Source organism: Nocardia amikacinitolerans, from assembly GCF_900215415.1.
In the GTDB taxonomy this organism is placed as follows: domain Bacteria; phylum Actinomycetota; class Actinomycetes; order Mycobacteriales; family Mycobacteriaceae; genus Nocardia; species Nocardia amikacinitolerans.
The window spans coordinates 966,037-983,134 of the sequence record NZ_OBEG01000001.1 but is presented as its reverse complement, the minus strand read 5'-3'; the positions used below and the strand labels follow the sequence as shown (position 1 = coordinate 983,134).

Annotated in this window: 20 protein-coding genes and 5 pseudogenes; 9 read left to right on the top strand and 16 right to left on the bottom strand. The window is 65.4% G+C overall.

The genetic code is table 11. From position 1 onward, the window contains the following. Positions 1-97 precede the first annotated feature (97 nt). From CRP45_RS04650 to CRP45_RS04630, 5 genes are all read right to left on the bottom strand, one after another. Complete coding sequence (locus tag CRP45_RS04650) at positions 98-1,270, bottom strand: PucR family transcriptional regulator (protein ID WP_097243922.1); 1,173 nt, start codon at positions 1,268-1,270, stop codon at positions 98-100. A gap of 230 nt (positions 1,271-1,500) precedes the next feature. Beyond that, on the bottom strand, positions 1,501-2,352 hold the full coding sequence (locus CRP45_RS04645; protein WP_097243921.1) for a DUF2236 domain-containing protein: 852 nt from the start codon (positions 2,350-2,352) through the stop codon (positions 1,501-1,503). A 34-nt stretch (positions 2,353-2,386) separates the two neighbouring features. Further along, positions 2,387-2,962 (bottom strand): PaaI family thioesterase, encoded by a 576-nt coding sequence (locus CRP45_RS04640; protein ID WP_097243920.1) that lies wholly within the window; start codon positions 2,960-2,962, stop codon positions 2,387-2,389. Positions 2,963-2,993: 31 nt separating this feature from the next. Then, entirely contained in the window at positions 2,994-3,926 is a 933-nt protein-coding gene (locus CRP45_RS04635; protein WP_097243919.1) for an oxidoreductase, read from the bottom strand. Positions 3,927-4,111: 185 nt separating this feature from the next. After that, positions 4,112-4,291 carry a hypothetical protein gene (locus CRP45_RS04630; protein ID WP_097243918.1) on the bottom strand — a complete coding sequence of 60 codons (180 nt, stop codon included), beginning with the start codon at positions 4,289-4,291 and terminating at the stop codon, positions 4,112-4,114. A gap of 123 nt (positions 4,292-4,414) precedes the next feature. Between CRP45_RS04630 and CRP45_RS04625 the strand changes: the two genes are divergently transcribed. Genes CRP45_RS04625 through CRP45_RS04615 form a run of 3 tightly spaced genes read left to right on the top strand, consistent with a single transcriptional unit; the run spans position 4,415 to position 5,787 of the window. Further along, positions 4,415-4,798 (top strand): YbaB/EbfC family nucleoid-associated protein, encoded by a 384-nt coding sequence (locus tag CRP45_RS04625; RefSeq protein WP_097243917.1) that lies wholly within the window; start codon positions 4,415-4,417, stop codon positions 4,796-4,798. Continuing rightward, a complete protein-coding gene (locus CRP45_RS04620; RefSeq protein WP_179830756.1) occupies positions 4,791-5,504 on the top strand; it encodes a cutinase family protein in 714 nt (237 codons plus the stop codon). Before CRP45_RS04625 ends, CRP45_RS04620 begins: the two co-directional genes overlap by 8 nt. A gap of 55 nt (positions 5,505-5,559) precedes the next feature. Then, positions 5,560-5,787, top strand: a complete 228-nt coding sequence (locus CRP45_RS04615; protein WP_097243915.1) for a hypothetical protein — start codon at positions 5,560-5,562, stop codon at positions 5,785-5,787. Between the two features lie 100 nt (positions 5,788-5,887). Here the strand turns inward: CRP45_RS04615 and CRP45_RS04610 are convergent, their stop codons facing one another. The 6 genes and pseudogenes from CRP45_RS04610 to CRP45_RS33170 form a co-directional block, all read right to left on the bottom strand. Continuing rightward, complete coding sequence (locus tag CRP45_RS04610; RefSeq protein WP_097243914.1) at positions 5,888-6,286, bottom strand: DUF4870 domain-containing protein; 399 nt, start codon at positions 6,284-6,286, stop codon at positions 5,888-5,890. Positions 6,287-6,542: 256 nt separating this feature from the next. Then, positions 6,543-6,785, bottom strand: a pseudogene (locus tag CRP45_RS34895) (transposase); the annotation flags it as partial. Beyond that, positions 6,749-6,829: pseudogene (locus CRP45_RS35065) on the bottom strand (hypothetical protein); the annotation flags it as partial. The pseudogenes CRP45_RS34895 and CRP45_RS35065, both read right to left, overlap by 37 nt. A gap of 23 nt (positions 6,830-6,852) precedes the next feature. After that, positions 6,853-7,109: pseudogene (locus CRP45_RS34890) on the bottom strand (transposase). A gap of 13 nt (positions 7,110-7,122) precedes the next feature. Next, entirely contained in the window at positions 7,123-7,236 is a 114-nt protein-coding gene (locus tag CRP45_RS35230) for a transposase (RefSeq protein WP_372509877.1), read from the bottom strand. A 266-nt stretch (positions 7,237-7,502) separates the two neighbouring features. Continuing rightward, a complete protein-coding gene (locus tag CRP45_RS33170; RefSeq protein ID WP_143861332.1) occupies positions 7,503-8,033 on the bottom strand; it encodes a hypothetical protein in 531 nt (176 codons plus the stop codon). 197 nt (positions 8,034-8,230) lie between these two features. On the opposite strand from CRP45_RS33170, the gene CRP45_RS04600 reads away from it, so the two are divergent. From CRP45_RS04600 to CRP45_RS04585, 3 genes are all read left to right on the top strand, one after another. Next, the gene (locus CRP45_RS04600; protein ID WP_097243913.1) at positions 8,231-8,806 is read left to right on the top strand and encodes a hypothetical protein; all 576 of its coding nucleotides are present in this window, start codon (positions 8,231-8,233) and stop codon (positions 8,804-8,806) included. 144 nt (positions 8,807-8,950) lie between these two features. Then, complete coding sequence (locus CRP45_RS35060; protein ID WP_308209837.1) at positions 8,951-9,136, top strand: cytochrome P450; 186 nt, start codon at positions 8,951-8,953, stop codon at positions 9,134-9,136. 885 nt (positions 9,137-10,021) lie between these two features. Next, positions 10,022-10,378 carry a MerR family transcriptional regulator gene (locus tag CRP45_RS04585; RefSeq protein WP_067783736.1) on the top strand — a complete coding sequence of 119 codons (357 nt, stop codon included), beginning with the start codon at positions 10,022-10,024 and terminating at the stop codon, positions 10,376-10,378. A 75-nt stretch (positions 10,379-10,453) separates the two neighbouring features. On the opposite strand, the pseudogene CRP45_RS34185 reads toward CRP45_RS04585, so the two are convergent. Beyond that, a pseudogene (locus CRP45_RS34185) lies at positions 10,454-10,555 on the bottom strand (hypothetical protein); the annotation flags it as partial. A 451-nt stretch (positions 10,556-11,006) separates the two neighbouring features. On the opposite strand from CRP45_RS34185, the gene CRP45_RS04575 reads away from it, so the two are divergent. Next, positions 11,007-11,474, top strand: a complete 468-nt coding sequence (locus CRP45_RS04575) for a hypothetical protein (RefSeq protein ID WP_097243910.1) — start codon at positions 11,007-11,009, stop codon at positions 11,472-11,474. Between the two features lie 350 nt (positions 11,475-11,824). Here CRP45_RS04575 and CRP45_RS04570 read toward each other — a convergent pair whose 3' ends face one another. From CRP45_RS04570 to CRP45_RS04555, 3 genes are all read right to left on the bottom strand, one after another. Next, positions 11,825-12,631, bottom strand: a complete 807-nt coding sequence (locus CRP45_RS04570; protein WP_097243909.1) for an alpha/beta fold hydrolase — start codon at positions 12,629-12,631, stop codon at positions 11,825-11,827. Positions 12,632-12,709: 78 nt separating this feature from the next. Next, positions 12,710-13,450 carry an SDR family oxidoreductase gene (locus CRP45_RS04565; RefSeq protein ID WP_097244565.1) on the bottom strand — a complete coding sequence of 247 codons (741 nt, stop codon included), beginning with the start codon at positions 13,448-13,450 and terminating at the stop codon, positions 12,710-12,712. A gap of 921 nt (positions 13,451-14,371) precedes the next feature. Further along, positions 14,372-15,370 (bottom strand): helix-turn-helix transcriptional regulator, encoded by a 999-nt coding sequence (locus CRP45_RS04555; protein ID WP_097243908.1) that lies wholly within the window; start codon positions 15,368-15,370, stop codon positions 14,372-14,374. A gap of 113 nt (positions 15,371-15,483) precedes the next feature. Between CRP45_RS04555 and CRP45_RS04550 the strand changes: the two genes are divergently transcribed. Together CRP45_RS04550 and CRP45_RS04545 are read left to right on the top strand one after the other, a co-directional pair. Continuing rightward, entirely contained in the window at positions 15,484-15,951 is a 468-nt protein-coding gene (locus CRP45_RS04550) for a VOC family protein (protein ID WP_097243907.1), read from the top strand. Positions 15,952-16,038: 87 nt separating this feature from the next. Further along, positions 16,039-16,696: pseudogene (locus CRP45_RS04545) on the top strand (aldo/keto reductase); the annotation flags it as partial. On the opposite strand, the gene CRP45_RS04540 reads toward CRP45_RS04545, so the two are convergent. Further along, positions 16,687-17,013: a serine hydrolase gene (locus CRP45_RS04540; protein WP_245909893.1), complete on the bottom strand. Its 327-nt coding sequence runs from the start codon at positions 17,011-17,013 to the stop codon at positions 16,687-16,689. The pseudogene CRP45_RS04545 and the gene CRP45_RS04540 overlap by 10 nt on opposite strands. Positions 17,014-17,098 lie beyond the last annotated feature (85 nt).

Here is a 17,098-nt window from a genome sequence, read left to right as displayed (position 1 = left end):
CAAACTCAGGCCGGAACCTTGTGCTCGCGGCGGCAAGTGCGTAATGGCGGCGAGCATCCAATCGCTGTGCCGACCGACATCCGGCTGGGCCGCGGCCTCAGTTGCTCGGCGGACCGCCGATCACTTGCATGATCTCGAGCGCGAGCGCGACCTGCAGAGTGCGCCCCTCGAGCGGCTGGGGTAACAGCCCACGGGCACGCTCGAGCCGGTTGACGATCGTATTGCGATGCGCGAAGAGGGCTTTCGCTGCGTGTGTGGTGCTCGATCCCACGCGCAGATACATCCGCAGCGTCTCACGCAATTCCGGATCGTCGGTCGCCAGCGACCCGAGGGTCCGGCCAACGAACTCCATCGCGCGTTCCATGTCGGCGGTCGCGAGAGCGACCACCTCGATCTCGTCATAGGTGGCGATTCGGGTATCGACGGACAGCCGCCGCATGAGGCGCTGCGTGGTGACGGCGTCGAGATGGCTGCGCCGGAAGCCCTGTAGCCCGGCACCGGTGGAGCCAATCGCCACCCTCGCACCGGGTCCCACATCGAGGCGCTCGAGAATGTCGGCTATCCGGAACTCTTCCGTGCTCGACACCCACACCCACATAGTTGTGGAGCTGGCCAGGATCGTCAGCGGCCGCACGGAGCCGGTGGCCTGCGCCAGGGCGGTCACGGCTCGCTCGAGCGGGCCCGGGTCGGTCCCGGCGTCGTCGGTCCAGACGACAGCTGCCAGGTGACGGCGGCCCAGGTCATAGCGAATACGCTGGCTAGCACGCTTGAGGCTGATCGGCGCGCCCCGCAACACCAACTCCACGGCCTCCATACGCGCGGCATGGTCGACATCGGGATTCTGACCTCGTTCGTTGTCGATCAGTTCGTACAGCGCGGCGAGCGTGTCGTCGATATAGGCGAAGACCGACCGGTTCACCACGGCGATCAGCTCACGCAGTTCGTCCGGATCGCTGGTCAGCTCGAATGCCATGGTGGTCCAGGTCTGGACCGCGGCGTTCTGGCCGGCGTGGAAATTGGTCAATATCCCGCTGTCGAATCCGTGCCGGACGAACTCCCGGGCCAGATCAACGTTCTCTGGGCCGAGGTTCGGCGTCACGGGCATACCGGGCGTCTTGAAGTTGGCGGTGGCCCAATGGCTGAAGTTGGCGCGAATCGAAGCCAGCAACGCCTCCAGCAGCCCTGGTTCCGAGGCCGCCGACTGCGAGCCCGATGAGGAAAGCACAGCCTCGTCGACAGCCCGATAAACCTCCTTCGGGTTGTCGAGCATGCGGCCTACCCCAGTGCGAATGAGCTCGGCGATTCGCTCCGACGGGGGTTCCCAGTACCTAGGCACTTTCCTGGAGGGTTTGATCTGCACTTCGCCTCGAATACCGGTCACGGATGGAAACGGCGTCTGGGGGCACGCTACCGCACCCACCAGCCCATATTGCTCGGTCCCCTCCGCGTATCCACATTCGACACGACGTGCGCGCGCGAGCTGCTACATCCGGGCGTGAGTCATCTCGGGATCTGCCCAGCACGCGAACGCCGCAGGATTGCACCCATCCGCCACTGCGCGAGAAGACCTAGTCGCACAGCGATTCGCAGCAGGTGAACGACCACGACGGGTGGTTTGCGCTCCCCCACCGCTACCAGGACGTGGTCGGGGACAAGCGACAGCAACAGCGCTCGTCCCAGCGGATGCAGCGCGCGCGGCAACCACCGGTTGTTGAACTGGTCGATCAGGGCTTCCGCGCAACGGTGCGCTTCAGGCGTGGGACGGAAGTACGCGGGATTGTGCTCGTACTCGGTGTTGAACCGCTGCAAGCCCGCCCAGGTATCCGGCATATCGTGGACGTGCAGCTGCTCCCCGATCGCGCGCCAGTGCGCCGCCTGCGCGGCCTTCTCCTCCTCGGTGAACACATCCAGGCCGACGATCTGGAAAATCTCGTCGAACAGGATGGTGAACAGGGCGACACCGTGCACGAAGGCCGCATTGGACATCGTGTAGCTCTTTTTGTAGTGCTCGTGCATCGCCGCGACCTTCGCGACGGACTCACGGGTCCGCGCACCGGTGGCTCCGTAGGTCATCCAGTACTGGAAGTAGCCGGCCGTCGCGTCGGCTCGACGGTCGCCCTGTTTGTGGATCTTCCCGCTGCCGGCTCGGTCGACCGCCTCGGCATCCTCGACGCCGCCGCAGGTTCGGATGAACCCGACAGCGTAGATGAGGTTCTCCGCGAGGCGCGCGCCGATCGGAAAGTTCAACCGCTGCTGGATATCGCGCATGATCGGCGCGTAATCGGGCTCGGCCGCATCGCCGCCCGCCGGGACGTCGGGACTGTGAGCGGTGGTAGCTGTGCTTCGTTGCACGGTCTTCTCCTTCGATCTTCCACTGCCGAATTGCTCAGCCTCCGAGAACTCGGCTGTCGTCGGCTGGACGGGGAATGATGAGGCAGGTCGTGGTGGCCTGGGCCAGTACCCGGCCGCGGCCGTCACGCAATTCGGCGCGCGCGGCACAGGTCCGGCGCCCGCGATGCACCACGGTCCCGATGCAGCGGACCACACCCATATCCGTGGTAACGGGGCGGAAGAACCGGATCTGCAGATCCGTTGTGGTCGGCATGAATCCGGCTGGCAGCGTACTCAACGCGCTCATCGCCATGGCGCTGTCGGCAATCGTGCAGATCATGCCGCCGTGCACGTTTCCGTTCAGGTTGTACTGCCATTCTCGGGGCACGAATTCCAGCACGACCTCACCGTCGTCCACCGCGACGAGGTCGACTCCGGCCGTGTGGTTCATCGGGGCCGCGGTACCTGATTTCCGTGTCGCACGCAGAAATTCGATACCCGACAGATGCACTGCCTGCTTCGACATCGCCTCGGGATCTGTCCAGCTGTAGGTGCGCACCCGTTCGGTGTCGAGCAGCACCGCGTCGGCCTCTGCGGCCGAGGTAGCCGGGTCGCTGGGAAGACAGGTCATCGCGGGGACCCTTTCTCTGCTCGGACGGCGATCAACGGAAGTTGTAGGTCACGCCGGTCAGCTGCTCGGACAGCTCCCACAGTCGTCGCGCGACATCGCTGTCCAACGCGGGCTTGTCCGGCTGTACGACACGCGGGTGGCCGCGGTACTCGTTGAATCCGTCCGGGCCGATGAACTGCCCGCCCAGAACCTCCGGGGCGGTGGCGGCGTACTCCTCGTTCCACGCGCCGTGGGCCGCCGGCTGCGCCATCAGCTTGTTGCCGATCGAGCCGAAGAAGAACCTGAGCAAACCGGTCGGACCACTGGTCTGCAGATTGGTGGCCGAATAGCCGGGATGGGCGATCACGCTGCGGATCGGTGAGCCCACAGCACGCAGACGCCGATCCAGTTCGAGACCGAACAACACATTCGCCAGCTTGGACTGCGAGTAGTACGTGCGGGGATCGTAGGCGCGCTCACCGGTCAGATCGTCGAAAAGGATTGCACCGCCTCGATGTTCGACCGAGCTGACGGCCACAATCCGGGTATCGCCACCGGAACGCGCGGACTGGGACAGCCGATCCAGTAGCAATCCCGTCAGCGCGAAATGCCCGAGATGGTTGGTGGCGAACTGCAATTCGAAGCCCTGCTTCGTCAGCGTGCGTGGCGGCCACATGACACCGGCATTGTTGATGATCGCGTCGAGCGGCTGGCCGACCTGGTTGATGTCGGCGGCGAAATCACGCACCGAATCGAGGTCGGCGAGGTCCAGTAGCTTCAACTCGACATCGGCCTTGGGCACCTGGGCGTGCAGCCGGTCGATGGCCGATGCGCCCTTGGCATTGTCGCGGGCGGTCAAAATGACATGGGCACCGTGGCGTGCCAGCTCTTTCGCGGTCTCGAAGCCGAGCCCACTGTTCGCCCCGGTCACGATGATCGTGCGACCCGTCTGATCGGGGATTTGCGCACTCGTCCACTTGCTCATGGTCAACTCCTTCGAGTCTCGCGGTGGCGAATGCGAGGCATTCACCACTCCCGATTGCCGATACTCGGCGCAGAGAACATTCCGGACGTGATCGCGCGCGAGGTGTTGTCACCACTATCGGCTCCACCGAGCTGCGACCGAAAGGACATTCCGCCCAACGATAGGCACAGAACTGTGCATTCTGCCTAATAGCCGGAGTGCATCGAAACGCACCCATTGTGCAGGGCAGCGGCCAGACCGCACTCGGTGTCGTTGACCGCCGTGATCGCCTCGTCCACGTCGCCTACGACGATCACCGGCGCGGGCATCGCCGCGGTGACGCCGGCTCCTGGTTCACGCCACGTCAGCATCGCCGCGATCGCCACGCGATGGTGCTTCTTCGATGCGCCCGACCCGCAAAGCCGCTACCCGCGCCCTGGAGAAACTTCCCGAATGACCGACCCCACTGAGGACCCGCTCACCGAACTGCTCGCACGGCGAACCCATTGATGCAGACCGCGAAAACCCGCATCCAAGCCGTCGAAGGCGAAGCCGAAACCACCGACCGGCTCGTCCGCGTCCGCGTCAACGCCAGCGGAGCCCTGCTCGGCGTCACCCTAGGGCACGGCACTGAACGCCTCAGCCGAAACCAACTCGGCGAAATGATCACCCGGACCGCACAACAAGCCACCCGCCGCGCCGCCGAGCTCGTCGCCACCGAACTCGACGAGCTCGACGCCGCCCACCAATCAACTGCTCGACATCGTCGAATACATCAACCCCACCACCGCCTCGATCCTTCGACAGACTCCGAATCGCATACATGGCAACGGAACCGGGCAGCTCTAACGCATGACCGGGCCTGGGCGCAATACATTGGGGCGCATGCGTGAACGTTCTCGAATCCTGCTGTGCGTTACCACGACCGTCGCCGCGGCGCTGGCGCTGCCGGTCCTCCCGATCGCGTCCGCTGAGCCCTCCCCCGGGCCTAAGGGCTGCGCGGAGCTCCGTGTCGTCACCGTGCGTGGCACGCTGGAACCGCAGATCGGCAGTCTGCTGCTGACCCCGCTGGCCGGGCGGATCGCCCGGGAATCCGGCCGCAGCACCACAGTGACCGAACTCGAGTATCCCGCTTCGATGGCCCCGGACAGCCCCGTGCGCGGCGTCGAGAACCTGACGGCATGGGTGAACGAGACCGCAGCCGAATGCCCGAATCAGCAGCTCGTGCTCCTCGGATACTCACAGGGCGCCCGCGTCATCGGCAACACACTTCGCACGCGAACCGCGTTGACCGACCAGGCCGCCGCACAGATCGACGCAATCGCCCTGTTCGGCAGTCCGCTGTTCAACGGCGCCGACCCCTTCAACCGCGGCAACTACGATCCCGCCCTGTCGGGTGTCGCCGCGCTGCCCGTCGGCGCCCTCGGAGATTTCACCGACCGCGTGCGCTCCTACTGCGCTGCCGCCGACCGCGTCTGCCAGGGCGGCGATCCGGCCGCCGGGTTCGGAAATGCGTTGAGTCCTGGGCATTTCGCATACTTCGTCAACGACTACCGGGACCAGGCGGCGGCATTCGTCCGCGAGCAGCTCGGCACATAGTCGCCCCCTCCTGCGGCCCGGGCTGGTACGCGTCCGACCGATCACCGCGATACGCGTGGTGATCGACGAGCTCGACCTGCTCGTAGGTGATCTCGTCGACCGCGCCCGCCCTGCCGACGACTGCTCGGTCTCGGTCGTGCCGGCCAGCATTCTGACCTCGACGGACCGGACCGCTACGGCGCGCAGGCGCGGCCGCATTCGCCGGGGGCGACCCTCCGGCGGCGACGGCACCCGTGCCGTCCTGGGGTATCTCGGCCGCGCGGACGCCAACGGCCCGAGATGACCTCGGGCCGTTGATCTTCGGGCTTCCGCATCTGGTCTCCGGCAGGGCTGCCGACAGCATCCTCGATTGCGAAATCCAGCTGGGGACTTCGACTACGCCGCTACTTGATCGAGTTGGCCAACTGATCGGCATAACGGGCAGTGAATTTTCCGACAATGGGAAGCCCCGCGCGGACACCGCCGGTGTTGTTCGTCTGCACCATGGCCATGATCCAGACGACGACCGCGAAGACCGCGACTGCGAGTCCGGCGAGGCTGAAGATGATCCCCAGGATCCCGAGGAGCGAGCCGACGATGCTCAGAACAATATTGACCACCGAGACCGCCCCGAAGAAGACGATCGATTGCGAGGCATGGAATTTCACATCGGGATCGTTCTTTCCCACAAAGAGGAAGATGATTCCGGTGAGCCATCCCAGCGCGTACGACAGGGTCGCGCTGGTCTTTTTGTCCAAGCCGGCGGACTGCGGTTGGTTCGCGGGAGGTTGAGAAGATGTCATGGGGTAAGTAGACGCCGCGCACGCCACCTACCGATCCCAACTTTCAGCACGAACCCCAGGTCGCGGGCCAGAGCTGGGCTCCCGACGAGTCCGAACGGTGGGCGTGCCGAAGAGTTCGTCGCCTACGGCTCGATCGTCGAGGACTACGTCGACGTCGGCTGATCGCGCTCGGTGTCACAGATCGTCGCCCCGAGGCCGCGCGCCGGCTGGCGGACCTGAAGAGCCATACCCGCGGCTGGTCGGCGATCGTGGTCGGTCAAGGGACGCGCTGCTGTTTCGGCAACCAGACCGCTGGCTTCCAGCGCATGGTCCATCGTGCCCGACCGGCGCCGGTCGGGTCGAGCGAACGGGTGACCAGGTAGAGACACTTCAGCGCGGCTTGCTCGGTCGGGAAGTGGCCTCGGGCCTTGATCGCGCGCCGGTAGGAGCGTTCAAGGATTCGATCGCGTTCGTCGAGCAGATCACCCTCCGGATCTCGACGTCGTAGTCGAGGAACGGGGATGAATTCTTCCCATGCGTTGTTCCAAAGCCGCACGATCGCACCGTATTCGTGCCCCACCGCTCGCTCAGCTCTCATCGAGCACAGCCCGAGCGGCCTCGGCATTGACCGCGGTGTAGATCGGTTTGACGTCTCGTTTGAGCGCGTCCCAGTGCTGACGCCCGGCCAGCCGGAACGTATTACGAATGAGATGGATGATGCAGGTCTGCACCGTGGCCAGAGGCCACACGTTCCCGACCACCTCCGGCAGACTTTGAGCCCGTCGCAGACGAGAAAGAACACATCCTTGACCCCGCGATTGCGGATCTCGGTGAGCACGCTCATCCAGACTTCGCGCCTAACCACCGGAGCCGGCCCACAACCCGAGGATGTCTTTCTCCCCGGTCACGGTCACTCCGATCGCGGCATAGATCGGACGGTTGGCGACCTGACCATCCCTGATCTTGACCACGATGGCGTCGATGAAGACCGCGACATAGACCTCGTCGAGAGGCTGGCTCGACCCTTCCCGCAGTAAGGTCGAGCGCGTCGGGCCCGGTGAGTCGCTGCCCGATGTACTCCGTGCCGCCTCCGCGGGCTTCTCCTGGGTGTCGGCCGATACCCACTGGTCAGGAATTCGATGGCGAAGCGGGTGGCCTGAGTGGCGTCGGGGCCGGAGCTGTCATGCCGCAACGTTAGAGTCTGCGGCGGCCACCCGAACACCGGCACCTCATACGGTCAGCCGCTGTAGGCGCATGTCCATTCCTCGACCGTGGACAGCGGCCAGTACAGCCGATACAGGAAGCGGTGCGGGGCGGGGAACGGTGCCTTCTTCGGGCCACTGCGGGCCAGCCATCCGGTGATCGTGCGCGATGGGATGCCGGTGACTGCCTCGGTGCCGGCGATGTCGACCCATACGTCACCGGCGGGCAGCTCCGGCAGGCCGAGCAGACGTCCGGCCGGGGGTTTGCGGCCTTCGGCGCGGGCCTGGCGGATCTGGGCGGCAAGGTCGATTTTTTTCGACCGGCCGAGCGCGGCTCGAGTCGCTGGGCATGAACGATCTGTCGCGGCTTCTGGGTCGGCGACGCGAGTGTACAGGCTTAAAACCGTGGTCGTGTGATGTCCGGGGCGAGTTGATGGGGCTCGTCGCGGGTGAGGTCGAGCAGTCTGGATCTCCACGCCAGCGCGAAGCGGGCGCAATTGGTGGAAGTCGCCCGGCTCGGACTCGTCGGCGGGCGTGGCGACCCCGGTGAGGGACCCGCGGTTCACCCTTGACGGTTGCGGGCGAAGGCGCCCTCGGGCGACCGTTGGGACATCTCTTTTATTCACCTCTTTCCGCTATCGCCGTTGCGAACCCCGACACATGGCATGATAAGTGGGTGCTCGGGCAGTCGGGCACTGTGCGATGCGGAGTCCCCCGAAGTTCTGGTTTCGACACCTTAATCCGTGAAGAAAGGGTTGATGTCATGCCTACGACGCAGGACTACCAGGAGCTTGCAACACAGATAGCGGCCCACCACCGAAAGCGGATGGATTCGATTTTCGCCGGCCGGCAGGACCCCGGTCGATTCCGTATTCCCGAGTGGGCGGCCACCACACGCGAGACTCACGTTCCGCCGCCGGATCGGAATGATTACAAAAGGGTCGTCCTGGGCTACGGCGATGACCACAGTGATTGCGCCAACCAGAGAAGGGATTGCTTGAATGCGGTGATCACAAAACTCAAAAATGGGGACATCGACGCGAGCGAAGCCACGAAGGAGAACTCGGCGTGCAACGACAAGCAGAAACAGTGCGAGGCCGCGAAAGACGACGACTTCACCAACAAGACCAATGAGGCCATTGAAGATAATCGAGACGACCAGGATGCCATGGCCTCGATTATCGCAGCGCAGAACAAGGCTTTGAACTTTGCGTATGACCTCGCGGCGAAGATCGTCGAGTATCTCAAAGATTGGATAGAAAAGGCGGTATCGGAGGTCATTGACTGGTTCAAGAACACAGTCGGCGGCTTCATGAATGACATCAAGGGCATTTTCTGACCGCACGGTCAGCGATCGGTGCTGGTAGCACCTTTACCTCAGTAATAAAGCTGTACCACGGATGATCAGGGAGGATTCTTGCTTCGATGTCAGTAGTGCGCGTTGGCCTGTTGTGGCGAATTCTGCTGTCCTACTGGCTGATTCGTGATCGAATGCCCTCCTTTCGTCGGGCAGCGTGGCGGGGGAAGAGGTTGGCGGGCGGCTGATGTGACCGCGCGAGCGCTGCGGCAAGCTGCCACGCTCGACACCTATGTGTACAAACCGTTCGGGACAGGCGAACGCGCCTGCATCGGAAGGCAATTCGCCTACCACGAATCCTCCTCGCCCTAGCCCACATCATCCACACCTTCACCCTCGAACCCGAACCGGGCTACCACCTCGACGGCCGCGAACAGATCACCCTCAAGCCCAACGGATTCCGCGCGCGAACCGGCTTGCCTCGCCACGGCAGACGCCGATGGCCATCGTCTGACGACGCGGTCGGATATGCACGATCGCCTCATCGAAATGAGGGTTGTACGGGTCCGCGACCAGGCTGATAAGTAAGGCCAACGCGGGCATGGCCGCGACATTGCCGCAGACCGTGGCGACCGCTGCGGCCCGCCACCGCGCTGGCCGCCCGCTCACCGTCACCGCCGCACCCCGCACCCCACTGCCGTCACACACTGGGCTGGGCACCAGCGTCTACTGCGCGGTGGTCCTCGTGCTGCTCGAGTTCGTCGGAGCCCGATCACCGGTCGACGAATTCAGGCAGGGTGAGCACGTCGACGTCCCCCCAGTCGGAATGCTCCCGAACTGCACTGCCGCCTTGAATTAGCCACCTACACTGGATAGCGAAAATCTACACCAGCGGATGTAGACATTCTGCAAGGATCGGTCTAAGGTAACTGACGTTGGTGATGAACAGAGTCGAGAGGCCGGGCAGGTGAACTGCCCGGAAGCAAGAGACGGCCTCCCCTCCGGTGAGAGACAATCCGGTGCGCTCGTAGCGGACCGCCGGAGGGGAGGCGGAAATATCGCATGATCCGACCGGCGCCGCAGGAGGTGGTCACTGAACAGTTTTTCCGCAGTTTCCGCGCTCGGGGTGTCTCGAGTGCGGTGTTCGACATCGGCCCCTAGCGGCCGAGCGATGGAACTGATTTGAAGTCCCTCCTCAATCCTGGGCCCCGGCGCGCAACGCGCCGGGGCCCACGTCTGCGTTGACCCAGAGGTATTGTGCAGCAATCGAACTCGAATCCCACCGACGCCTCCACTGCGGCCGAGAGGCTCGATGACGACGACTACCCCGCCTACAGCATGGGCCGGGCCGCGGCGATCCTCGGTGTCACGCCCGCGTTCTTGCGCGGCCTCGACGCTGCCGAACTACTGACACCCCAGCGTTCGGCGGGCGGGCACCGCCGCTACTCGCGCTACCAGCTCCGTTTGGCCGCTCGCGTGCGCGAGCTCATCGATGCAGGCAACCCCCTCGAGGCCGCCTGCCGCATCGTCATCCTCGAAGACCAACTCGCCGAAGCCCAGCGCCTCAACACCGATCTGCAGCGCACCATCGACCAACGCGCCGACCCCGACTGAGACCCCGGACAGTCGAGAGCGAGAGGCAGTAGCGGAGTGGCAAAGAACCGCCGTGCGGCGGGCGCCCGCCATCACGCGTCGGTGCCAGGCATGGTGGCGGCAGCCATTGCGGTGGTTGACCCGCTCGTCGCTGCGTTCGCCGTAGCCGGCGCCGCAGACCGCGTCGGCCCGCTCTCCAGCAACGCGCGATCAGATACTTGGTGCGTCAGGCCCGCCACCTTCGGGGCGTCGTCGGCGCTGTTGCCGAACACCTTCGAGCGACCCGGCCGGAAGTCGGTGAGCGCGGCGACGAACTCTTCGGCCGGCGCGGTGGTGGTCTGCGCTACCCGTACGACCAGGACGTCGTACGGAAGCTTCGGCACTCGAACGCGGTGGTTCAATCGTTCTTGGGGTTCTGGATCGAGATCGGGAACAGGGCCGCTGATCAATCCGGTGCCGTTGCGGCGCCGAGGCTGATGTCTCTTCACCCGCATCGTTTCAACGCTTCTCGCGTCGGAGGGTTACGTCCACGCGGCATAATTGGGGATCGACCTATGCATGCTCGAAGGACACGACCTCACGATCGCCGAGGTCGGGCACAGCGACTCCGACGACATCAGCTTTACCGTCTGAAGCGAAGGAGCAAACAATGTCCACCATCCATTTCAAGGAAAAGACGAGGTCGACACCAGAGCAGTTCGTGGCGGCGCTGACCGATTTCGGGCCGGGTCGCTCGCAGCTGTTCGGCAACAGCACCGACGAATATCTCGAGGTGCACAACCAGGGGCGAAGTCAGGCCGACGTCACCGAGGGCTCGCACGGCATCTGGGAGCGCCTGCACTACGACTGGTCAGACCCCGATCGTGTCGTTATGACGACCACCGACTCGAACGTGTGGGGCGGCCACTCGGGCCACACGTATACCTTCACTCGCCAGCCGGACGGGACGACCGATGTGGACGTTGTCATCGTGCGCGAGGGCAAGAACCTCAAGGGACGGGTCCTGGGAGTTGTCGTCGGGACCGTCGGCAGGCCCCTCCTGCGACAGGCCCTTGGCAAGACGGTCAAGGCAATCGAAGCCCGCGACAACGGCATGGGGACGACGGAACGTTCATGACGTTCATCGGGCCCGTAATCGACCCGGCTGCGGCCCCTTCGACAGTGGTAGACGGCCAACCGCGTATCGACCGATTCATCTTCCGCGATACCTGACCGGATGCGCCGACCACGCCCGCCGCGGCCACATCGACGTCATGCAATGCACCCGCACCAAACCCAGCGGAGCCCACTGAACCGACCTGCCCCGGCTCATGGATCGATGGTCTCGTTCAGCCCACCGACCTGCGGCCACGCGCTTGCCGGCTCGCTTCGCGAGGTCGGCCAACGGCGCACCGGTCAGCACCTGGACGTGGCCACGGCCGGATGTTCGATCCAGATGGGCTCCGCTGCGGGCCCATGCTTCGGATGTCAGCTACCCGCGGCGGCGGCGATGACGTCGGCGACGGCGATGGGCTGGGATACGAGTACGGCGTGTGAGGCGGCGATCTCGGTGGTGTGCGCCCCGATACGGCCCGCCATGAAACGCTGCGAGGCGGGCGGAATGATGTTGTCGCCGGTGGGGATCAGGGCCCAACTGGGTGTGTTCGACCAGGAGGTCGGCCCGGACGGCTCGAGGTTGGCCCACACCGCGATCGAGCGCTGGTGGGCCAGCATGGTGGCAGCGGTCGCATCGCTGACATCCGGTGCGAACACGCGGTGGAACGCGTCGGCGGCAATGTAGCCGTCGAGGTTCCTGCCGCCGATCGCTTGGGGGTCGTCGACGACCTTGACCTGCAAGACGGGTGGGAGCAGCTGACTGCCGGGGAATCGGATCGGATCCAGTCCCAGTTGGACGGGCTCGCCCTGTGCCGGCGCGAAGGCGGCGATATAGACGAGGGCTTTCACGTTCGGGTTGTCGGTGTTGGTGATGACCGCGCCGCCGTAGGAGTGGCCGACGAGCACCACGGGCCCGGAGATCTCGGCGAGGGTCTTCTCGACGGTGGCCGCGTCGTAGCCGGGGCCGCGCAGCGGGTTGTCGGGGGCGACGACGGTGTAGCCGCGGCCGCGCAACTCGGCGGCGACCGGGTCCCAACTTGTGGTGTCGGCGAACGCGCCGTGTACCAAGACGACCGTCGGCAAGGGTTGGGCTGCGGCCGGACTTGCCAGCGCCGCGGCCATGGCGGCGACGAGGGCGATCGTCACGAGTGCGGCTCTGGCGAATCGAACAAAGCGCATGGCGTGCTCCTTCGCTGTGTACGCGGGACATGGTCAGGCCGAATCCGGGGCGGCAGGCTGCCATCCCGTCCGATGGAATCACTGGCGAGTCAGCCACTCCGACAATCGCGTCTGTGCGAGGCGCGCGCCCGCGCTGGGCAGCAGCTCGCGGTCCGGCACCGCCCCGAAGTACTTGGCCTGCGGATCGGTGATCACCTTGCGCGGATCGTGACGTGCGGCCAGCACCGTACCGATCCACTGGTCGAGGCCGAACACCTCCGGCCCCGCGACCTCGACGGTGCCGTTCAGCGGCGCGGCCACCGCGGTTTCGCCGACGGCCGCGGCCACATCGTCGGCGGCCATCGGCTGCACGGCCGCGCCCGGCAGTCGCACCTCGCCGGAGACGGTAGCGGAATCGGCAATTCTTCCGGCGAATTCGAAGAACTGGGTGGCGTGCACGAGCGAGTACGGCAGCCCCGAACCCTTGATCAGCTCCTCCTGCGCCACTTTCGCCCGTAAGTACCCTGACTCCGGCAACCTCTTCGTACCCACCACCGACAGTGCCACGTAGTGCCCGACGCCTGCCTCGCGGGCAGCATCGAGCAGGTTCGTGGTGGAGGTCCGGAAGAACTCCATGACATCGTCGTCGGCGAACGACGGCGAATTGGAGACATCGACCACCACATCCACATCCTGAAGCACCGACTTCACTCCCTCACCGGTGAGCGCGTTCACGCCCGTCGAGGGCGCGGCCGGAACCGCGTCGTGGCCGTGTTCACTCAGCCGAGCGACCAGCTTCGAGCCGATCAGCCCGGTGCCGCCGATAACGACGATCTTCATGTTCATTCCCTCCGTTCGAGTAGTGCTTCGGGGTCAGCGGGATCCCCTGTATTCAGGACACGACGGGTGAATCGATGACCGCGATCTGTCGCGAACATTTGGAAACGTCAGGCGCCGGGGCGACGGGTAGATCGCGTTGTGCTGGTACGCCGACATGGCCGAAGGCAGCCCGGCGCCGACCGCTGCCACTGCAGAGGTTCACGGAACCGGGACCTCCTCGGCGAAGTAGGTTGCTGGTCAGCCCTGCTGCCCGTGTGCTCGCGTGGCTCATCGATTACGAGCGCGTAGTCGGCCACCTGTTCCCAGCCGGGCTCCCCACCGGTGAAGTGTGAGCGGTCCGGAAACTCGTAGATCTCGGTCAATAGCGGAGCCGGTTGGCAATCAGGCCATAAGCCCGCACACAACTGCCCGGCGCCGGGATGTGGAGCCGGTCGTAGGCCGCGCCGGACTCCTCATGGCTGCGATCCAAAGCCCGTGGATCAGAACGATCGGCGGGAGGCCGATCGGTGGCTCGCTCATGATGCTCCTTCCGACGGGTAGCTCCAGCGCCACCAAAATGAAGGGGATTCACCAGCTCCGGTGTCGAACCTTGCCTAGACCAACGAGTCGGCATTGCGCACCACCGCACCGCACGAGACCGCCACTCGCATCGGTCTCCAGCTTCAACCTGAAGCGTAAAAGCGTGTCGATATCGGCCGGTTGAATCAGCTCGATCGTGATCGACCTGTTTCTCATCCGCACGCCCTGTCAGAAGACATTGTCGACCCCCTCGAACCGTGGAGGGTCCTCCATGCGGCCTGCTCGGGTGAGTGCCGTTGCGTAGGCCGCGCGGACCCCATGCGGGTTTCGTAGTCGATCGGCGCATGTCGCGGAAGAGATGGGACGGCGGACCGAGTCGATTGTTGTTCGATCTACCTGGAATCAGTCGATTCCGGCGGCGCGACCTGCGCGACCGGCGAGGTCTGCGAACGCGTCGCGCAACGACTGCGGGCCGATGACCTCGATCTCGGTGTCGAACCGTGCCAATGTCGCGGCGAGGGCCACCCAGGACCAGGAGCCGGCCAGCAGTCTGGTTCGGGTGGGCGTGAGTTCGGTGACGATGCCGTCGCTGGCGAACGGGATCACCTGTGCGGCAGGGATATCCAAGATCACCTCTCCGAGGCACGGCCAGACGTTCACGGTTTCCGAGCCTTTGAAGCGAGCCGCGAGGAAGGCGGCGACGTCACCGCCGGGCACCGGCCGGGGTGCGAAGCGCGGTCCGTTGGGGATACGTAGGGTCATGCGGTCGGCACGGTAGATCCGCCAGTCCCCGCGTTCGGGATTCCAGCCGATGAGGTACCAGCGTCCGTTGCGGACGACGAGGTGGTGTGGCTGGACCCGCCGCGGTGGCCGGAGAGCGGCATCGTCCTGCGGCGCCGGAGACTCGTAGTCGAACCGCACCTCCTCGCCGGATCGGATGGCCGCACTGAGGGCGAGTAGCGCGTGGGTGTCAGCTTGGGAATCGGTCTCTCGCGCAGCGGTTTCGACGGCGCTGAGCTCGAGGGAGTCGACGCGCTGCCGCAGATGGGACGGCAGGAGCTGACGGACGGTAGCGAGGGCCCGCGTGGCGGACTCTTCGATGCCCGCACCCGTCCCCGCCGCGGCGCGCAACGCCACGGCGAGTGCGACTGCCTGATCGTCGTCGAACAGCAGGGGTGGCAGTTCGCTGCCTGCCTCGAGTCGGTAACCACCCTCCGGTCCCTTGATCGCCCGGACGGGGTAGCCGAGTTCGCGGAGGCGGTCGACGTCGCGACGCACCGTGCGTTCGCTGACGCCGAGGCGCCGGGCGAGGAGAACCCCTGGCCAATCGCGGCGCACCTGGAGCATCGACAGCAGAGAGAGCAGGCGGCGGGAGGCCGCCGTCGAAGAAGCGGTCGGCATGTCGGCCAGACTGCCACAAGAAGCGGACATTCCCTGGCCGCTACCGATGCCAGAGTGGCTTTCGTCGCCGGAATCCTCCGGCGCGAACCATCTCCGAAGGGACTCCGATCACTATGTCGGTCAATGCTGTCGCCCACCTGAATTTCCACGGACAGGCCCGTGCGGCCCTGGAGTTCTACCAGTCGGTGTTCGGCGGTCGGATCACCGTCGCCACCTATGGCGACTTCGGGATGCCCGCCGGGTTGCCCGATACCGCCAAGGTGGTGTTCGGCGAGGTCGTCGCGGACAACGGCTTCCGGGTCATGGCCTACGACGTACCCGGCGAGAACGCGATCGCCACACCGGTCGCTCCCACGACCCGCCGCGAGAACGGCACCACCCACACCGAGGAGCCGTTCTTCCTTTCGGTCCGCGGCGAGACCACCGACGAGGTCGGCGCGCTATGGGAACGCCTCGCGGACGGTGCGACGGTCATCGAGGAATTCGGCCCGGCGCAGTGGGCGCCCGCCTTCGGGATGCTGCGCGATCGCTTCGGCATCACCTGGATCCTCGACGTCGCGGCCGAGTACACCCCGGCCTGAGCCTCCACATTGCCCTGGGTGCGGCCGGACTCCGGTCGCACCCAGGGGTCCGCCGTCCGGCGCGACACTCGACACAGGAGACACACCATGCGCACCCGCCCACTCGGCCGCACCGGCATTCACGTCAGCCCTTACACCTTGGGCACCATGAAGTTCGGGCGTTTCGGCAACCCCGACCACGACGAGTGCGTGCGCATCGTCCACCGTGCGCTCGACAACGGGATCAACCTCATCGACACCGCCGACGTATACGGCGGCGACGGCGAATCCGAGCAGATCATCGGGAAGGCATTGCGCGGCCGCCGCGACGACGTCGTCCTCGCCACCAAGTTCAGCGGCCCGATGGGGCCAGACCCCAACCGGCGCGGCAATTCTCGCCGCTGGACCGTCTCCGCCGTCGAAGCGTCCCTGCGCCGTCTTGGCGTCGACCACATCGACCTCTACCAGGTCCACCACCCCGATCGGCACCGATATCGAGGAGACTCTGAGCGCCCTGACCGATCTCCTCCGCTCGGGCAAGGTGCGAGCCATCGGTCATTCGAACCTGCCATCCTCGGAAATCGTTGCAGCCCAATGGGTATCCGAACGCCACGGACTGGCTCGATTCCGCACTGAGCAGCCGCACTACTCGATCCTCAACCGAGGCGCCGAGCGCGAGATCTTCCCGCTCTGCCAGACCTACGGTCTGGGCACCCTGGTGTGGAGTCCACTGGCGATGGGACTGCTCACCGGCCGCTACCGCAAGTGTCCGCCAGCGCGGCGCCGGTGACGTCGGTGACGAGCTGGCCCAGGGTGGCGAAGCCGGGCGCCGACAGTCAGGCCACGCCGGTAGCACTGGCTCAGCGGCGGGATCGGGGCGCCCGGGGGACGCTCTCCGCCGAAATCCGGGCCGAGCACCCGCAGCGGGTAGGCGATCTCCCCGATGCCGGAGGTGTGGGTCAGCAAGTGGCGAACCGTCACCGAGCCGAATTCGGGGTCGGTGGGGACCAGACGATAGGCGCGCAGGTAGTCACCGATTGGCGCGTCGAGATCCACCAGCCCGCGTTCCCGCAGCTGTATCACCGCGATCGCGGTGATCGTTTTCGTGATCGAAGCGATCCGGGGGGAGCACTAATCCAGTTGCCCGGCAACAATTATCGACCCGATG

Excerpts from the sequence above, each read along its gene's own strand:
- CRP45_RS04650 (WP_097243922.1), bottom strand. The coding sequence starts at position 1,270 with ATGCTCGACAACCCGAAGGAGGTTTATCGGGCTGTCGACGAGGCTGTG.
- CRP45_RS04640 (WP_097243920.1), bottom strand. The coding sequence starts at position 2,962 with ATGACCTGTCTTCCCAGCGACCCGGCTACCTCGGCCGCAGAGGCCGAC.
- CRP45_RS04635 (WP_097243919.1), bottom strand. The coding sequence starts at position 3,926 with ATGAGCAAGTGGACGAGTGCGCAAATCCCCGATCAGACGGGTCGCACG.
- CRP45_RS04625 (WP_097243917.1), top strand. The coding sequence starts at position 4,415 with ATGCAGACCGCGAAAACCCGCATCCAAGCCGTCGAAGGCGAAGCCGAA.
- CRP45_RS04620 (WP_179830756.1), top strand. The coding sequence starts at position 4,791 with ATGCGTGAACGTTCTCGAATCCTGCTGTGCGTTACCACGACCGTCGCC.
- CRP45_RS04610 (WP_097243914.1), bottom strand. The coding sequence starts at position 6,286 with ATGACATCTTCTCAACCTCCCGCGAACCAACCGCAGTCCGCCGGCTTG.
- CRP45_RS04600 (WP_097243913.1), top strand. The coding sequence starts at position 8,231 with ATGCCTACGACGCAGGACTACCAGGAGCTTGCAACACAGATAGCGGCC.
- CRP45_RS04575 (WP_097243910.1), top strand. The coding sequence starts at position 11,007 with ATGTCCACCATCCATTTCAAGGAAAAGACGAGGTCGACACCAGAGCAG.
- CRP45_RS04570 (WP_097243909.1), bottom strand. The coding sequence starts at position 12,631 with ATGCGCTTTGTTCGATTCGCCAGAGCCGCACTCGTGACGATCGCCCTC.
- CRP45_RS04565 (WP_097244565.1), bottom strand. The coding sequence starts at position 13,450 with ATGAAGATCGTCGTTATCGGCGGCACCGGGCTGATCGGCTCGAAGCTG.
- CRP45_RS04555 (WP_097243908.1), bottom strand. The coding sequence starts at position 15,370 with ATGCCGACCGCTTCTTCGACGGCGGCCTCCCGCCGCCTGCTCTCTCTG.
- CRP45_RS04550 (WP_097243907.1), top strand. The coding sequence starts at position 15,484 with ATGTCGGTCAATGCTGTCGCCCACCTGAATTTCCACGGACAGGCCCGT.